Below are 16,596 nucleotides of genomic sequence, written 5' to 3'. Positions count from 1 at the left end.
TGCATAAAGCAACAGCGTAATCTGTGTAATCCGTGCCTAAAAATGGATGCTGCAAGTAAACCTTGCCCCGGAGTTATTCCGTTTTCAGCACATTAAGCTCTTTGCCTACCTTGATAAAGGCAGCGATGCACTTGTCAAGATGTGCTTTCTCGTGTCCTGCAGAGATTTGCACACGGATGCGTGCCTGATCTTTCGGCACTACCGGATAATAGAAACCTGTCACATAGATGCCTTCCTCCTGCATACGTGCAGCGTAAATCTGGGACAACTTCGCGTCATACAACATAACGGCACAGATAGCGCTTTGTGTCGGTTTGATATCAAATCCGGCAGCCGTCATCTTATCACGGAAGTAGTTTACATTCTCAACGAGTTTATCATGTAATGCATTGCTCTCTTTCAGCATCTTGAAAACTTCAAGGCTGGCACCAATGATGCCCGGAGCCAAAGAATTCGAGAACAGATACGGGCGGCTGCGTTGACGAAGCAAATCGATAATCTCTTTACGACCGGTGGTGAAACCTCCCAGTGCACCGCCAAAAGCCTTACCTAATGTTCCGGTATAAATATCTACCCGTCCATGAGTCTTATACAACTCGCTTACTCCATGCCCTGTGGCACCTACCACACCGGCAGAGTGTGACTCGTCCACCATTACCAGCGCATCGTATTTCTCGGCAAGATCGCAAATCTGATCCATCGGAGCTACATTTCCGTCCATAGAGAACACACCGTCCGTCACAACAATACGGAAACGTTGTGCCTGCGCTTCTTGCAGACATCTTTCCAAGTCCTTCATGTCAGCGTTGGCATAACGGTAGCGCTTTGCCTTGCAAAGACGTACTCCGTCAATGATAGAAGCATGGTTCAGAGAATCCGAGATGATGGCATCCTCTTCAGAGAAAAGCGGTTCGAATACGCCGCCGTTGGCGTCGAAACAAGCAGCATACAAGATCGTGTCTTCCGTTTGGAAATACTCCGAGATGGCAGCTTCCAGTTCTTTGTGTATATCTTGCGTTCCACAAATGAAGCGGACGGACGACATTCCGTAGCCACGGTTGTTCATCATTTCCTGCGAAGCCTTAATCAATCGGGGGTGATTGGATAATCCTAAGTAATTATTTGCACAGAAGTTCAGCACTTCCTTACCTTTTACAGTGATGGCAGCTTGCTGCGCACTTTCAATCAGTCGTTCTTCTTTATAAAGTCCGGCTTCCTTGATTTCAGCCAATGTTTGGCAGAGATATTCTTGCATTTTACCGTACATAGTGTTTGGGTGATTAAGTTATATTGCAAAGGACACAATTTTTCTTGGAATAACAATGTCTTTTTGATTAAAATCTGAAAAAAAAGTGCTTACTTTGCGCACTATTTAAGCTTGATATTCTAAGTCAGAAGAAAAAATGGAACACATTTTGATTATTGGAGCTACCGGACAGATAGGGTCGGAGCTAACGATGGAGCTACGTAAACGTTACGGAAATGCAAATGTAGTAGCAGGTTATATTCCGGGTGCAGAGCCTAAAGGGGAATTAAAGGAGTCCGGACCGTCAGCAATTGCTGATGTAACGGATGGAGAAGCGATCGCATCTGTGGTAAAAGAGTATCACATCGATACAATTTATAATTTGGCTGCTCTGCTGTCCGTAGTTGCCGAGTCGAAGCCCAAGCTGGCCTGGAAAATAGGTATCGATGGATTATGGAATGTATTGGAAGTGGCACGCGAACAAGGATGTGCAGTGTTTACTCCGAGTTCTATCGGTTCGTTTGGCGCTAGTACGCCTCATACGAAAACACCGCAGGACACTATTCAGCGTCCGCGCACCATGTATGGAGTCACCAAGGTAACGACCGAGCTGCTAAGTGACTACTATTTTAATAAATATGGTGTCGATACACGTGCTGTCCGTTTTCCGGGCATTATTTCGAATGTGACCCCTCCGGGAGGAGGTACGACCGATTATGCTGTCGATATTTATTACTCGGCGGTGAAAGGAGAAAAATTTGTGTGCCCCATTAAGCAAGGCACTTTGATGGATATGATGTACATGCCGGATGCGCTGAACGCAGCAATTACGCTGATGGAAGCTGATCCGACAAAATTGATACACCGAAATGCTTTCAATATCGCCTCGATGAGTTTCGACCCGGAGACGATTTATCAGGCTATCAGGAAGCATGTGCCGCAGTTTGAGATGATCTATGATATAGATCCTTTGAAACAGCGCATTGCCGATAGCTGGCCCGATAGTCTGGATGACACCTGCGCTCGTGAAGAGTGGGGCTGGAAGCCGGCCTACGATTTGGAAAGCATGACGGTAGATATGCTTGAAAAGTTAAGAGAGAAACTAAAATAATGAAAAAACTAATTGTAGGGGTCATGTTGCTCGGTATACTGGGTGCTTGTGGAAACAAGAAAACAAACATTGACCCCTTCGCATCTATCACAAAAGAAGTGGATTCTATCCGGCGGGTAGCCGATTCTATTCACTGTGATGAATCGCCGGAAGATCCGCAACCTATACAGGCAGATGAATCTTTCGATGATTTTATCTACAATTTTGCTTCCGATGACGTGTTGCAGCGTCAGCGTGTGAAATTTCCGTTGCCTTACTACAATGGAGATAAAAAAACGAATATCGAGGAGCATAACTGGAAGCATGATGACTTGTTTACCAAACAGCATTATTATACGCTTCTATTTGATAGAGAAGAAGATATGGATTTAGTGGGAGATACCTCCCTCACTTCCGTACAGGTAGAATGGGTGTTTGTGAAAACACGAATGGTAAAGAAATACTATTTTGAGCGTATCAAAGGTGCATGGATGCTGGAGGCAATTAATCTGCGCCCCATTAAGCAAAATGATAATGAAAATTTCGTGGAGTTTTTCGGACACTTTGCCGCAGATAGTCTTTTTCAGAGTAAGCGTGTGTGTGAGCCTCTGGCTTTTGTAACCACCGATCCGGACGATGATTTCTCTATTCTGGAGACCACCCTCGATCTTAATCAGTGGTTCGCTTTTAAACCGGGACTTCCTGCCGATCGTCTTTCTAATATCAATTACGGGCAGCGGAATGACGATGATTCGCCAACGAAAATTCTGGCGTTGAAAGGTATCGGTAATGGTTTTTCCAATATCCTCTATTTCCGTCGCAAAGCCGGGGAATGGGAATTGTATAAGTTTGAAGATACAAGCATTTGATGCAGGTAGTAATACGCTACAAGAAATAGCCTTGCTGTTAATGATATAACAGTATTTGCCGGCTTATAACGAATAATGATATAACTTATAATTAAAAATATATGTATTCTCTTTTACCCTACAATACATTCGGTATTGATGTCAGTGCCGCTCGTTTTTTAGAGTACACTTCGGTTGAAGAACTGAAGAAGCTGATTGTGCAAGGTGCCGTTACGACACCTTTTTTGCATATTGGTGGTGGCAGTAACCTGTTGTTTACCAAAGATTACGACGGGTTGATATTGCATTCCCGCATTGCAGGAATCGAGGTGACGGAAGAAGATGCCCAATCTGTATCAGTGAGAGTGGGAGCAGGGGTGGTATGGGATGACTTTGTAGCCTATTGTGTAGAGCATGGATGGTATGGAGCGGAGAACCTGTCGCTGATTCCCGGTGAGGTGGGGGCAAGTGCAGTGCAGAATATCGGAGCCTATGGCGTTGAGGTGAAAGATCTGATAACGGCTGTGGAAACGGTGAACATTCAAGCTGAAGAACGCGTTTATTCAGTTGGTGAATGTGGATATACCTATCGCAACAGTATTTTTAAGCGTTCGGAAAACAAATCGGCTTTTGTTACTTATGTCCGTTTCCGGCTAAGTAAAGAAGAACATTATACATTAGACTATGGCACCATTCGTCAGGAGCTTGAAAAATATCCGTCGTTGACACTTTCTGTTGTCCGGAAAGTGATTATTGCTATTCGCGAGAGCAAGCTGCCCGATCCGAAAGTGATGGGTAATGCCGGCAGTTTCTTTATGAACCCCATTGTGCCGAAAGAAAAACTGGAAGCCTTGCAACAGGAATATCCCCACATACCTTACTATGAGCTGGCCGACGGCTGCGTAAAAATTCCGGCAGGGTGGATGATTGATCAATGCGGCTGGAAAGGAAAAGCCTTGGGGCCGGCTGCTGTGCATGATAAACAAGCACTGGTGCTGGTGAACCGTGGTGGAGCAAAAGGTAGTGATATTATTGCACTTTCAGATGCGGTCCGAGCCTCTGTTCGTGAGAAGTTCGGTATTGATATCCATCCGGAAGTCAACTTTATAAATTGAGAATAAACAAGTGAAAGTAAGAATTATAGGAAGTGGAACATCGACGGGAGTACCTCAAATCGGCTGTACATGTCCGGTTTGTACTTCTTCCGATCCGAAAGATAATCGATTGCGTACCTCTGCTATTGTGGAGACAGATGACGCGCGGATTCTGATAGATTGTGGTCCCGATTTCCGGACACAGGTATTACATCTCCCTTTTGAGAGGATAGATGGTGTGCTCATTACGCACGAACATTATGACCATGTGGGCGGACTGGATGATTTACGTCCGTTTTGCCGGTTCGGTTCCGTGCCTATTTATGCGGAAGATTATGTAGCGCAGGGATTGCGTTTGCGTATGCCCTATTGCTTTGTCGACCATCGTTATCCGGGTGTTCCCGATATTCCTTTACAGGAAATTTCGGTGGGGCAATCCTTTGCTGTAAACCACACGGAAGTGCTTCCTCTGCGTGTGATGCATGGCCGACTGCCGATTCTGGGGTATCGTATCGGGCAGTTGGGGTATATCACTGATATGTTGACCATGCCCGAAGAATCCTATGAACAATTGGCAGGGATAGATGTTTTGGTAATGAATGCGCTTCGGATCGCCTCGCATCCTACTCACCAAAATTTAGAAGAAGCATTGGCGGTGGCCCGGCGTATTCAGGCAAAGAAGACATACTTTATACACATGAGTCATGATATGGGCTTGCATGCGGAGGTTGAAAAGAACCTTCCGGAAAATATTCACCTGGCGTTCGACGGATTGGATATCTATGTTTGATTACCGGTGAAATTTTTAGCAAAAGTTTTGTTTTCTTTGTAGAAATTATTATTTTTGCACCTAGCCGATAAACAGCGAATATTATGAAACTTCGTACGATAGTGAAAATAGCGATCACATCTTCTGTTGTACTTTTGTGCTCAGGTTTCGCATTGTACTCTTTTTTTAGACTGTCAGCAGCTGAAGGGCAGAAAGACTTTAATCTTTATGAACTGGTGCCATCCACAACTTCAGCCGTATTCGTTACTGATGACGTGCTCGAATTTGTAGCAGAAGTCGATGAGCTGACTTGCAGTAAAAATCAGCAATATCTTTATGTATCCAAACTCTTTTCTTATCTGAAACAGAGTCTTTACGCCCTTTCAGAAGATACTCCCCACGGTTTAAGCCGGCAAATGAATCAAATGTTGATTAGTTTCCACGAGCCGGATAACGAACGTAATCAAGTGCTCTATTGTAGATTGGGAAATGGGGATAAGGAGTTGGTAAACAGATTTGTACGCAAATATATATCCTCACTTTATCCGCCGAAAACATTTATTTACAAAGGAGAAGAGATAATTATTTATCCAATGGCGGACGGTGATTTTCTTGCCTGCTATCTGACATCCGATTTTATGGCATTGAGCTTTCAGAAAAAACTGATTGAAAACGTTATTGATGCGTATAAAAGTGGAAAATCGTTGGCTGATGATTCTACCTTTACAGGAATACGTGCTCCGAAAAAAAGTGCGGCGGCCGCTACCATCTATACCCGTATGCAAGGGATGATGGGGTGGACGGAATTTGACATGAAAATGAAAGATGATTTCATCTATTTCTCCGGCATCACTCACGATGCAGACACTTGCTTTGCGTTTATAAACCAGCTTCGCCAGCAACAATCCGTCAAGGGATTTCCGGGAGAAGTGTTACCGTCTACTGCTTTCTATTTTAGCAGGCAAGGGATTACGGACTGGGTGTCTCTACTTTCTTATGGAAATGCCCAAGGACAGAGCGTGCCTGCCCGCACGAGTGAAGTGCAAAATAGGGATAAAGAGTTTTCATGCTATCTGATGGAAAATGCCGGGCAGGATTTGGTTGCCTGTCTCTTTCAGCGTGAAGATACTTTGCAGGGTGCAGCGGCAGTCTTGAGCCTGTCGGTGGCAGATGTAACGGAAGCCGAGCGAATGCTTCGTGCCCTTGTTAATGCAGCTCCGGCGGACGAAGGAAGAAGGAATCCGCGTATAACTTTTTGTTATACTGTAAATAAAGCATATCTTATCTATCGGTTGCCTCAAACAACATTGTTTGAACAACTAACCAGTTTTGCGGAACCAACCTTGGATGTATATGCAGCCTTCTATGGCGGGCGCTTGTTGCTCGCTCCTGATGCGGATGCTCTCGCGCATTATATTCGCCAACTGGATAAAGGTGAGGTGCTCAATGGAGCGATGGCCTATCAGACAGGCATGGATCATTTGTCCGATTCCTACCATTTTATGCTGATGGCGGATTTCGACCACATATTCCAACAATCAGAAAATCACGTTCGTTTTGTACCGGATTTCTTTCTGCGCAACGCCGACTTCTTCCGTCATTTCACCCTCTTTGTTCAGTTTGCCTGTGCAGACGGAATGGTATATCCTAATATTGTTTTGAAATATAAATCAGAATAAAAAATCATCGTTTGTCTGCGATCATTTTTCTGAAAACCTCCATAGCTTTTGGCTGGATTATCCATAAACTTTGCCTGCTTCCTCCATACATTTTCAAGATGCTGTTTATCGTTTTTTTTGCTCCATTGACCCATACTTTTTTGTGTGCGTTCTGCTTTTGGAGAAACGCCTTTTTGTTTTTTTTCTTTTTGCATTTTTGCCGTTTTTATATGTGTGCTTATAATAGTCCTATGGTCAGCTTATTATGAGTGATTTTAACATTTGAATCTGTAAAATATACAGAAAAATTCACAGAAAATACGTAAAATATACAGAAAAATTCATCCCCCATTATAAACAAAGAAATAAATAAAAAAACTTCTTCTTCTGAAGATGAAAAAGAAGAAGAAAAAGATTTGTTTTTTTTCGGGAGAAAAGGAGATAAAAAAACTCCCGATGGAGTTTAATCCTATCGGGAGTTTTTTATGCTTATTCATCGAACGAATGACTTTCGGTTTAGAATGGCAGATCGTCTTTGGCATCGCCCGGAGTAAATTCCGGCATAGCCGACGGAGCTGGAGGAGGAACGGGAGAACCGGAAGCCATTGGAGCACCTGCGCTAACACGCTCTACTTTCCATGCGCGGATACTATTGAACCAGCGATCATTCCACTGACGGGCGTCAACGTCGAATGATACAGTCAATTCTTCGCCCATTTGAATGTTGAACTGCTCGATTTTGTCTGCGCCAAATACGTCGAAGCACATTTTACGTGGATATTGGTCGTGGTTTTCGATAACGTACTCTTGTGATTTCCACTCGTTGCCGCTAGTTTTTGAAACTCCGCCTCTCGGGGGGAGGATAGCGATGATTTTTCCTGTAAATTCCATTGCGATAATTTTAAATTCTGCGGCGAAGTTACAATTTTTTAGTAATATCCCTCGCACAATACCTGTTTTTTTCTTTTGTTTTTATTGGGCAGCCCAAATCTTTTTTCGTAACTTTGTGCGATAGAACATTTAAAACTTAAATACACGAAAATATATGAAATTTATCGTTTCAAGTACTGCTCTTTCCAGCCATTTACAGGCCATCAGCCGTGTTATTAATTCAAAAAATGCGCTGCCAATTCTCGATTGTTTCCTCTTCGAACTGGAAGACGGAACTTTGTCTGTGACTGTATCCGACAGTGAAACAACGATGGTGACTACCGTAGAAGTGAATGAAAGCGATACGAACGGGCGTTTTGCCGTAGTAGCGAAAACATTGCTTGACGCACTGAAAGAAATTCCGGAACAACCACTCACATTCGATATCAATCCGGATAATTATGAAATAACGGTGCAGTACCAGAACGGAAAATACAGCCTGATGGGGCAGAATGCGGATGAATTCCCGCAATCGGCTACACTGGGGGATAATGCTGTCCGCGTAGAAATGGAAGCAAGCGTACTTCTGGGAGGTATCAACCGTTCGGTGTTTGCTACTGCCGATGATGAACTTCGTCCGGTGATGAACGGTATTTATTTCGATATTACAACAGAAGATATTACAATGGTTGCTTCGGACGGTCATAAACTGGTGCGTTGTAAAACGTTGGCAGCCAAAGGCAACGAGCGTGCAGCCTTCATCCTTCCAAAGAAACCGGCTACATTGCTAAAGAATCTTTTGCCGAAAGAACAAGGCGCGGTGACCATCGAATTTGACGAACGCAACGCTGTATTCATGCTTGAAAGCTACCGGATGGTTTGCCGCCTGATTGAAGGACGTTACCCGAACTACAATTCGGTAATTCCGCAAAACAATCCGCACAAAGTGACCGTAGACCGCCAACAGTTGGTAGGAGCTTTGCGCCGTGTGTCTATCTTCTCGTCACAAGCCAGCAGTTTGATTAAACTTCGTATGCAGGAAAACCAGATTGTGATTTCCGCACAAGATATTGATTTCTCTACTTCTGCCGAAGAAACACAAGTTTGCCAGTATGCAGGTGCTGCAATGAGTATCGGTTTTAAATCGACATTCCTCATCGACATACTGAACAATATTTCGGCAGATGAAGTAGTCATCGAACTTGCAGATCCTTCACGTGCCGGAGTAATCATCCCGGTAGAGCAGGAAGAAAACGAAGACTTGCTGATGCTGCTGATGCCGATGATGCTAAATGATTAATACGTTTCACCACAGATTAACACAGATTCACACAGATGTTTTTTCTTTAGAAGAAGTAAAACCTGTGTGAATCTGTGTTAATCTGTGGTGACTCAATAAAATAAACAGAAATGAAATTAAACCTGAAAAATCCCATTGTTTTTTTTGATTTAGAAACAACCGGAACCAATATCAACACAGACCGAATTGTTGAAATTTGCTATCTGAAAGTATATCCGAATGGAAATGAAGAAGCAAAGACATTACGTATCAATCCTGAAATGCATATTCCGGAAGCATCCTCTGCTATACATGGTATTTATGATGCCGACGTAGCAGATTGTCCTACTTTTAAAGAAGTAGCGAAAAACATAGCCCGAGACATTGAAGGTTGCGATTTGGCAGGATTTAATTCCAATCGTTTTGATATTCCTGTTCTTGCCGAAGAATTTCTTCGTGCCGGAGTAGATATTGATATGACAAAACGTAAATTTGTAGACGTACAGGTCATCTTCCACAAAATGGAACAACGCACCCTGTCTGCTGCCTACAAGTTCTATTGCGACAAGAATTTGGAAGATGCACACACTGCCGAAGCAGATACACGAGCTACTTACGAAGTGTTGAAAGCGCAGCTCGACCGTTACTCCGATCTTCAGAATGATATTGCGTTTCTGGCAGATTATTCAAGTTTCAGCAAGAATGTCGATTTTGCCGGACGCATGGTGTACGATGATAACGGAGTAGAAGTGTTCAACTTCGGAAAATATAAGGGAATGTCTGTAGCCGAGGTTTTGAAGAAAGATCCCGGATATTACAGTTGGATTTTGAATAGTGATTTCACGCTGAACACCAAGGCGGCATTGACAAAAATCCGCTTGCGTGAAATGAGTAATTTGATTACAAAATAATGCTAAAAGGAAAGAAAATAATTCTTGGAATTACCGGCAGTATTGCCGCGTATAAGGCGTGCTATATCATTCGCGGACTGATAAAACAAGGAGCGGAAGTGCAGGTCGTAATTACTCCGGCGGGAAAAGAATTTATTACTCCGATCACTCTTTCGGCTTTGACCAGCAAACCGGTCATCAGTGAGTTTTTTGCCCAACGTGACGGAACGTGGAATAGCCACGTTGATCTCGGTTTATGGGCGGATGCCGTATTGATTGCGCCGGCCACTGCCTCTACCATCGGTAAAATGGCCAACGGAATAGCCGACAATATGCTGATAACCACTTATCTTTCAGCAAAAGCTCCCGTGTTTGTTGCTCCGGCAATGGACCTCGATATGTTTGCTCATCCTGCCACCCTGAAAAATCTGGATATTCTGCGTTCCTATGGTAATCATATTATCGAGCCGGGGACAGGAGAACTAGCCAGCCATCTGGTAGGGAAGGGGCGAATGGAAGAGCCGGAGAATATCATCCGGGTATTGGATGAATTCTTTGCTTCGAGTGACGAACTGTCCGGAAAGAAAGTGATGATTACCGCCGGACCGACTTACGAAAAGATTGACCCGGTGCGTTTCATCGGCAATTATTCGTCTGGAAAGATGGGATTCGCGTTGGCAGAAGAATGTGCCCGTCGCGGAGCACAAGTGACCTTGATTACAGGCCCTGTGCAACTCAAAACGCAACATTCTGGTATCATCCGTGTCGATGTCGAATCTGCTGAAGAAATGTACAAAGCAGCGCAGGCTCATTTCCCGGATGCTGATGCAGGTATTCTTTGTGCGGCAGTAGCCGACTATCGTCCGGCAACGGTAGCCGATAAGAAGATTAAGCGGGAAAAAGAAGAAGAACTGACTCTGCATCTTCAGGCAACGCAAGATATTGCTGCCTCTTTAGGAGCCATAAAAAGAAAACAACAATGCCTGGTTGGCTTTGCGCTCGAAACCAATAATGAGCAGCAGAATGCCGAAGGAAAGCTCGAACGCAAGAACTTCGATTTTATTGTGCTCAACTCGTTGAATGATGCAGGAGCCGGTTTCCGCCATGATACCAATAAGATAAGTATAATCGACAGGAAAGGTCGTACAGACTATCCTCTGAAGTCGAAAACAGAAGTAGCTCAAGACATCATTGATCGTCTGGTAGCCACCCTGTCTCCCAATTTTTAATTTTCAAATTTTAATTTTTAATTAATTTGTTACGTTCACTATACATTCAGAATTACGCATTGATAGAAAAACTGGATATCAGTTTTGAAACAGGCTTTTCCGTTATAACAGGTGAAACGGGAGCCGGGAAATCAATTATTCTGGGAGCGATCGGGCTCCTGCTGGGGCAACGTGCCGATGTGAAAGCGATTCGTCGCGGAGCTTCCAAATGTATTATAGAGGCACGGTTCGATATTGCTGCCTACGGTATGCGTCCGTTTTTTGAAGAAAACGAATTGGAATATGATGAAGAGTGTATTTTGCGTCGTGAGGTACAGGCTTCCGGCAAAAGCAGGGCATTCATCAATGATACTCCCGCTTCACTGGCACAAATGAAAGAGCTGGGCGAACAGTTGATAGATGTACATTCTCAACATCAGAATCTGTTACTTAATAAAGAAGGATTCCAGTTGAACGTGCTTGATATTCTGGCACATAATGATGCAGCATTGGAGAAATACCATCTGCATTATGGCGAATGGAAGCAGACAGAACGCGAATTGGCCGAATTAATGTCACTGGCAGAAAAAAGCCGTTCCGATGAAGATTATATCCGTTTCCAACTCGAACAGCTTGAAGAGGCCCATCTTGTAGAAGGAGAGCAGGAGGAACTGGAACAGGAAGCCGAAACACTAAGTCATGCGGAGGAGATTAAAGCCGGACTTTACCGGGTAGAACAGTCATTTGTCTCGGATGAAGGCGGATTGCTTTCTTACCTGAAAGATAGTCTGAATACGCTGAATAGCCTGCAAAGAGTCTATCAGCCCGCTAAGGAACTTACCGAACGTATGGAGAGCGCCTATATCGAATTGAAAGATATTTCGCACGAAGTCTCTTCGCAAAGTGATTCCGTTGAATTTAATCCGGTCCGCCTGGAAGAAGTGAACGAACGGCTGAATCTGATTTATTCCCTGCAACAGAAACACCGGGCACAGACTCTTGACGAGTTGATAGCGTTGACGGATGAATATCGTAGCAAATTGTCCGACATTACTTCATACGATGAGCGTATTGCCGAGCTGACCGTTCGTAAAGAGGAACAATATAAGCAAGTGAAACAACAAGCAGAACTGCTCACCAAAGCCCGTACGAAAGCTGCGCGTGAAGTGGAAAAGCAATTGGCCGCCCGCTTGATTCCGTTGGGAATGCCGAATGTTCGTTTTCAGATCGAAATGGGACTGAAGAAAGAGCCGGGATTGCAAGGAGAAGATACAGTCAACTTCCTGTTTTCTGCCAATAAGAACGGTACCTTGCAAAATATCTCTTCCGTAGCTTCGGGAGGTGAAATAGCCCGTGTCATGCTTTCTATCAAAGCATTGATTGCCGGAGCCGTGAAACTGCCGACTATCGTATTTGATGAAATAGATACCGGTGTCTCCGGTGAAATAGCCGACCGCATGGCGGACATGATGCAGGAAATGGGCGACCGGAACCGTCAGGTAATCAGCATCACCCACTTGCCGCAGATTGCTGCCCGCGGACGTGCACATTATAAAGTATATAAGAAAGACAGCGATACGGAAACAAATAGTCATATCCGCCGTCTCACCGATGAAGAACGAGTAGAGGAAATAGCTCACATGCTTAGTGGCGCCACTTTGACCGAGGCCGCCCTTAGTAACGCCAAATCCCTGCTTGATGCTAAGTAATTAATGGCTAAATTGATTCATTCAAAGTAGTTGTTGAGGTAGTGAATTGTTAAGCGGTAACTGATAAGTAGTAAATTGTAAATAGTAAAATAGTAAATCAAATAGATGTTGGATAAAAGTGAAATGATTTTCGGTGTTCGTGCCGTGATAGAAGCCATTCAGGCAGGTAAAGAGATTGATAAAATTCTGGTAAAGAAAGACATTCAGAGTGATCTTTCCAAAGAACTGTTTGCTGCTTTGAAAGGGCTGATGATACCGGTTCAGCGTGTTCCGGTAGAACGTATTAACCGCATTACCCGGAAAAATCATCAGGGAGTGATTGCTTTCATTTCTTCTGTGACTTATCAGAAAACGGAAGATCTTGTTCCTTTCTTGTTCGAACAAGGGAAGAATCCGTTTTTTGTTATGCTGGACGGAGTGACCGATGTACGTAATTTCGGAGCCATTGCCCGTACCTGCGAATGTGCAGCTGTCGATGCAGTGATTATTCCTGTCCGCGGGAGTGCGTCTGTCAATGCTGATGCCGTGAAAACATCGGCAGGAGCGCTGCACACGCTGCCTGTGTGTCGTGAGCAGAACCTCCGTTCAACGCTGCAATATCTGAAAGACAGTGGTTTCCGTATTGTAGCTGCTACCGAGAAGGGAGATTACGACTATACAAAAGCCGATTATACAGGACCGCTGTGCATCATTATGGGAGCGGAGGATACGGGAGTTTCTTATGAAAACCTTGCGCTTTGCGACGAATGGGTGAAAATCCCGATGCTGGGCACCATCGAATCTCTGAATGTTTCCGTGGCTGCCGGTATCCTGGTTTACGAAGCTGTGAAACAAAGAAATAATGACTGATATGAAGAAGATTTTAATTCTACCTTTACTGCTTTTCTTCCTGATGCAGGGAAGCATGGCGCAAACTCCCAAATGGGTAGAGAAGGCAAAACGTGCAGTCTTCTCTGTGGTGACTTATGACAAGAATGATAAAATGCTGAATACCGGAAACGGATTTTTTGTATCCGAAGATGGATTGGCTTTATCAGATTATACTCTTTTTAAAGGAGCCGAACGTGCAGTGGTTATCACTTCCGAAGGCAAGCAGATGCCGGTTAGCCTGATACTTGGAGCGAATGATATGTATGATGTCATTAAGTTCCGTGTGGCTATCACCGAGAAGAAAGTGCCTGCGCTCATTGTGGCTAAAACAGCTCCGGCAGTGGGAGCCGATGCGTGGATGCTTCCTTATTCTACACAGAAAAGTATTGCTTGCGTTACTGGTAAAGTGAAAGATGTCTCCAAAGTAGCCGGAGAATATCATTACTATACATTGGGTATGCAGATGAAAGATAAGATGGTGAGCTGTCCGGTGATGAATGCCGAAGGCCAGGTATTTGGCATTGCGCAGAAGTCATCCGGCATCGATACGGTGACCACTTGCTATGCGGCAGGAGCAGCTTTTGCCATGGCACAGAAAATCAGTGCTCTTTCTTTGGGAGACGCTGCTTTGAAAAAGATTGGCATCCGGAAAGGCCTGCCCGAGACGGAAGACCAGGCATTAGTGTACTTGTTTATGGCATCTTCGAGCCTGTCGGGCGACGATTACGAAAAGCTGTTGGATGATTTCATCCGTCAGTTTCCTGCCAATGCGGATGGTTATCTTCGTCGTGCCAATTATTATGCAGCTAAAGGCAAAGACGATCACGCTTGGTATGATAAAGCAGTTGCCGACTTTAATCAAGCTTTGAAAGTAGCCCAGAAAAAAGATGATGTATATTATAATATAGGTAAGCTGATATATGCTTATCAATTGTCGAAGCCGGAAAAAACGTATAAAGACTGGACGTATGACACTGCTTTGCAGAATGTTCGTCAGGCAATCGCCATTGATCCGCTGCCTATTTATATTCAAATGGAAGGCGATATACTGTTTGCCCAGCAAGATTATGCCGGTGCTTTGGCTGCTTATGAAAAGGTAAATGCCAGTAACATTGCTTCTCCGGCCACTTTCTTTAGTGCTGCCAAGACGAAGGAACTGGCGAAAGGTGACCCGAAAGAAGTCGTAGCTTTAATGGATAGCTGTATTGCCCGTTGCCCGCAACCGATCACAGCAGATTTTGCTCCATATTTGTTGGAACGTGCACAGATGAACATGAATGCCGGCCAGCCACGGAATGCGATGCTCGATTATGATGCTTATCATACAGCAGTCAAAGGAGAAGTGAACGACGTATTCTATTACTATCGCGAACAGGCCGCTTTGAAAGCACGCCAATTCCAACGCGCCTTGGATGATATAGTTAAAGCAATCGAAATGAATCCGACAGACCTGACCTATCAGGCGGAACATGCCGTTGTAAACCTGCGTGTAGGACGTTATGAAGAAGCTATTCAGATTTTGAATAATATACTGAAGGCTGATCCTAAATATGCCGAGGCTTACCGCTTACTGGGACTTTGTCAGATACAGTTGAAGAAGACAGATGAAGCTTGCGGTAACTTTAAGAAAGCGAAAGAACTGGGTGATCCGAATGTAGATGAGCTGATTACCAAATACTGCAAGTAAGAGATTACCTCTTCGAAAAACAACATAAGTAAAAATGAATCCCTGCCAACTCGAAAATTGGCAGGGATTCCTCGTTTTTGGGGACGTTGTATAAAAAACTCTCTCTCTTTTTTTTATTTTTCCCCACTTCACTTGTTAAGCTCAGGTTGTAGGTTTTAATGATATATGGTTTGATTTCCCTTTTTCCCCTCTTTTATAAGTTAAATGCACGCTTATTGAAAATACTGCATGGCTTCACTTATTTTTTTTAGAAATTATTCGATTTTCCATCTAAAACAGTGACTAAATTTAAAAATGTGATTCATTTTATCTATAATCTTACTATATTCCGCACGTTTTTTAATAACACTTATGAGATAAGTTATAATTTATGGAAAAAAATCGATTTACTATTTGTGCAAACAATTACATCGATTGTTTGCGACAAGAGGGTCGTTATTCTACGGCCCACGTGTATAAACACGCTATTCGTTCTTTTTCGCAGTTTTGTGGGACCCAATCCATTACCTTTAGTAGGATAAACCGCGAAACTCTAAAGAGGTATAGCAACTATCTGTTGGCTTCCCGTTTGAAGCCTAATACGATTTCTACGTATATGCGTATGCTTCGTAGTATCTACAATCGCGGGGTCGATACGCATCAGGCTCCTTATGTACATGGCTTGTTCCGGGATGTATTTACCGGGGTGGACACACGTCAGAAGAAAGCCATCCCGATCGGTGAACTTCACATGCTACTAAACAAAGATCCTCAATCGGAAAAACTTCGCCGGACACAGGCTATTGCCAATCTGTTATTTCAGTTTTGTGGAATGCCTTTCTCTGATTTGGCCCATTTGGAAAAATCCAATTTGAAACAAGGTCTTTTAAAGTACAACCGTCTCAAGACCGGTACTCCTATGAGTATAGAAGTGCTGGAGTCAGCGCACAATGCAATCGGGGGATTATACAATAAAACCGATGCGCGGAGTCCCGATTATCCTGATTATCTTTTTCGGATATTAAGCGGAGCATATAAGAGAGATGAAGAGGAAGCATATCGTGAATATCAGTCAGCCTTGAGACGTTTCAATAATGACTTGAAAAGCCTGTCCAGAAAATTAAGGATATCTTCATCCGTCACGTCTTACACGCTTCGTCATTCTTGGGCTACGACTGCCAAGTACAGAGGTGTTCCTATCGAGATGATTAGCGAATCATTAGGGCACAAATCTATTAAAACAACACAGATATATTTAAAGGGTTTCGAATTGGAAGAAAGAACAAGGGTTAATAAATTGAATTATTCTTACGTATGTAGTTTTAAAATGTTCTGATTAATATTATTAAAGCATTATGGATTAGGGACTTAATGCTGGTGTTACTTCTTAGGTAACGGA

Annotated in this window: 15 protein-coding genes; 12 read left to right on the top strand and 3 right to left on the bottom strand. The window is 43.7% G+C overall.

Annotation, left to right across the window (positions count from 1 at the left end; genetic code table 11):
• Nucleotides 1-73: 73 nt before the first annotated feature.
• Entirely contained in the window at nt 74-1,267 is a 1,194-nt protein-coding gene (kbl, locus tag DW173_RS21685) for a glycine C-acetyltransferase (protein ID WP_120145211.1), read from the bottom strand.
• A gap of 136 nt (nt 1,268-1,403) precedes the next feature.
• Between kbl and DW173_RS21680 the strand changes: the two genes are divergently transcribed.
• From DW173_RS21680 to DW173_RS21660, 5 genes are all read left to right on the top strand, one after another.
• The gene (locus tag DW173_RS21680; RefSeq protein WP_004313654.1) at nt 1,404-2,357 is read left to right on the top strand and encodes an NAD-dependent epimerase/dehydratase family protein; all 954 of its coding nucleotides are present in this window, start codon (nt 1,404-1,406) and stop codon (nt 2,355-2,357) included.
• The gene (locus tag DW173_RS21675) at nt 2,357-3,205 is read left to right on the top strand and encodes a DUF4348 domain-containing protein (RefSeq protein WP_004313653.1); all 849 of its coding nucleotides are present in this window, start codon (nt 2,357-2,359) and stop codon (nt 3,203-3,205) included. The genes DW173_RS21680 and DW173_RS21675 overlap by 1 nt, the downstream gene beginning before the upstream one ends.
• Nucleotides 3,206-3,306: 101 nt before the next feature.
• Nucleotides 3,307-4,299, top strand: coding sequence for a UDP-N-acetylmuramate dehydrogenase (murB, locus tag DW173_RS21670; protein ID WP_120145210.1), 993 nt, complete (start codon nt 3,307-3,309; stop codon nt 4,297-4,299).
• 10 nt (nt 4,300-4,309) lie between these two features.
• On the top strand, nt 4,310-5,068 hold the full coding sequence (locus tag DW173_RS21665; RefSeq protein ID WP_120145209.1) for an MBL fold metallo-hydrolase: 759 nt from the start codon (nt 4,310-4,312) through the stop codon (nt 5,066-5,068).
• Between the two features lie 83 nt (nt 5,069-5,151).
• A complete protein-coding gene (locus DW173_RS21660) occupies nt 5,152-6,726 on the top strand; it encodes a DUF3352 domain-containing protein (RefSeq protein ID WP_120145208.1) in 1,575 nt (524 codons plus the stop codon).
• On the opposite strand, the gene DW173_RS21655 is transcribed toward DW173_RS21660, so the two are convergent.
• Nucleotides 6,663-6,920, bottom strand: a complete 258-nt coding sequence (locus tag DW173_RS21655) for a hypothetical protein (RefSeq protein ID WP_225450302.1) — start codon at nt 6,918-6,920, stop codon at nt 6,663-6,665. The two genes, DW173_RS21660 and DW173_RS21655, sit on opposite strands and share 64 nt — an antisense overlap.
• A 301-nt stretch (nt 6,921-7,221) precedes the next feature.
• Nucleotides 7,222-7,596 (bottom strand): DUF3127 domain-containing protein, encoded by a 375-nt coding sequence (locus tag DW173_RS21650; protein WP_087318232.1) that lies wholly within the window; start codon nt 7,594-7,596, stop codon nt 7,222-7,224.
• Between the two features lie 154 nt (nt 7,597-7,750).
• Between DW173_RS21650 and dnaN the strand changes: the two genes are divergently transcribed.
• The 7 genes from dnaN to DW173_RS21615 all read left to right on the top strand — a co-directional run bounded on the left by dnaN (nt 7,751) and on the right by DW173_RS21615 (nt 16,533).
• Complete coding sequence (gene dnaN, locus DW173_RS21645; RefSeq protein ID WP_004316865.1) at nt 7,751-8,875, top strand: DNA polymerase III subunit beta; 1,125 nt, start codon at nt 7,751-7,753, stop codon at nt 8,873-8,875.
• Nucleotides 8,876-8,985: 110 nt separating this feature from the next.
• Entirely contained in the window at nt 8,986-9,765 is a 780-nt protein-coding gene (locus DW173_RS21640; RefSeq protein ID WP_004316864.1) for a 3'-5' exonuclease, read from the top strand.
• Nucleotides 9,765-10,973: a bifunctional phosphopantothenoylcysteine decarboxylase/phosphopantothenate--cysteine ligase CoaBC gene (gene coaBC / locus DW173_RS21635; RefSeq protein ID WP_120145207.1), complete on the top strand. Its 1,209-nt coding sequence runs from the start codon at nt 9,765-9,767 to the stop codon at nt 10,971-10,973. Before DW173_RS21640 ends, coaBC begins: the two co-directional genes overlap by 1 nt.
• Before the next feature lie 26 nt (nt 10,974-10,999).
• A complete protein-coding gene (gene recN / locus DW173_RS21630) occupies nt 11,000-12,661 on the top strand; it encodes a DNA repair protein RecN (RefSeq protein WP_120145206.1) in 1,662 nt (553 codons plus the stop codon).
• A gap of 105 nt (nt 12,662-12,766) precedes the next feature.
• Nucleotides 12,767-13,510, top strand: coding sequence for a 23S rRNA (guanosine(2251)-2'-O)-methyltransferase RlmB (gene rlmB, locus DW173_RS21625; protein WP_004316861.1), 744 nt, complete (start codon nt 12,767-12,769; stop codon nt 13,508-13,510).
• A gap of 1 nt (nt 13,511) precedes the next feature.
• Nucleotides 13,512-15,218, top strand: a complete 1,707-nt coding sequence (locus DW173_RS21620) for a serine protease (protein WP_120145218.1) — start codon at nt 13,512-13,514, stop codon at nt 15,216-15,218.
• A gap of 370 nt (nt 15,219-15,588) precedes the next feature.
• Nucleotides 15,589-16,533, top strand: a complete 945-nt coding sequence (locus DW173_RS21615; protein WP_008643396.1) for a tyrosine-type recombinase/integrase — start codon at nt 15,589-15,591, stop codon at nt 16,531-16,533.
• Nucleotides 16,534-16,596 lie beyond the last annotated feature (63 nt).

It is taken from the genome of Bacteroides sp. AM16-13 (assembly GCF_003602705.1).
Taxonomy (GTDB): Bacteria; Bacteroidota; Bacteroidia; order Bacteroidales; family Bacteroidaceae; genus Bacteroides; species Bacteroides xylanisolvens.
This window is presented reverse-complemented; position numbering and strand designations above follow the sequence as displayed.

Excerpts from the sequence above, each read along its gene's own strand:
- kbl (WP_120145211.1), bottom strand. The coding sequence starts at position 1,267 with ATGTACGGTAAAATGCAAGAATATCTCTGCCAAACATTGGCTGAAATC.
- DW173_RS21680 (WP_004313654.1), top strand. The coding sequence starts at position 1,404 with ATGGAACACATTTTGATTATTGGAGCTACCGGACAGATAGGGTCGGAG.
- DW173_RS21675 (WP_004313653.1), top strand. The coding sequence starts at position 2,357 with ATGAAAAAACTAATTGTAGGGGTCATGTTGCTCGGTATACTGGGTGCT.
- murB (WP_120145210.1), top strand. The coding sequence starts at position 3,307 with ATGTATTCTCTTTTACCCTACAATACATTCGGTATTGATGTCAGTGCC.
- DW173_RS21660 (WP_120145208.1), top strand. The coding sequence starts at position 5,152 with ATGAAACTTCGTACGATAGTGAAAATAGCGATCACATCTTCTGTTGTA.
- DW173_RS21655 (WP_225450302.1), bottom strand. The coding sequence starts at position 6,920 with ATGCAAAAAGAAAAAAAACAAAAAGGCGTTTCTCCAAAAGCAGAACGC.
- DW173_RS21650 (WP_087318232.1), bottom strand. The coding sequence starts at position 7,596 with ATGGAATTTACAGGAAAAATCATCGCTATCCTCCCCCCGAGAGGCGGA.
- dnaN (WP_004316865.1), top strand. The coding sequence starts at position 7,751 with ATGAAATTTATCGTTTCAAGTACTGCTCTTTCCAGCCATTTACAGGCC.
- DW173_RS21640 (WP_004316864.1), top strand. The coding sequence starts at position 8,986 with ATGAAATTAAACCTGAAAAATCCCATTGTTTTTTTTGATTTAGAAACA.
- coaBC (WP_120145207.1), top strand. The coding sequence starts at position 9,765 with ATGCTAAAAGGAAAGAAAATAATTCTTGGAATTACCGGCAGTATTGCC.
- rlmB (WP_004316861.1), top strand. The coding sequence starts at position 12,767 with ATGTTGGATAAAAGTGAAATGATTTTCGGTGTTCGTGCCGTGATAGAA.
- DW173_RS21620 (WP_120145218.1), top strand. The coding sequence starts at position 13,512 with ATGAAGAAGATTTTAATTCTACCTTTACTGCTTTTCTTCCTGATGCAG.
- DW173_RS21615 (WP_008643396.1), top strand. The coding sequence starts at position 15,589 with ATGGAAAAAAATCGATTTACTATTTGTGCAAACAATTACATCGATTGT.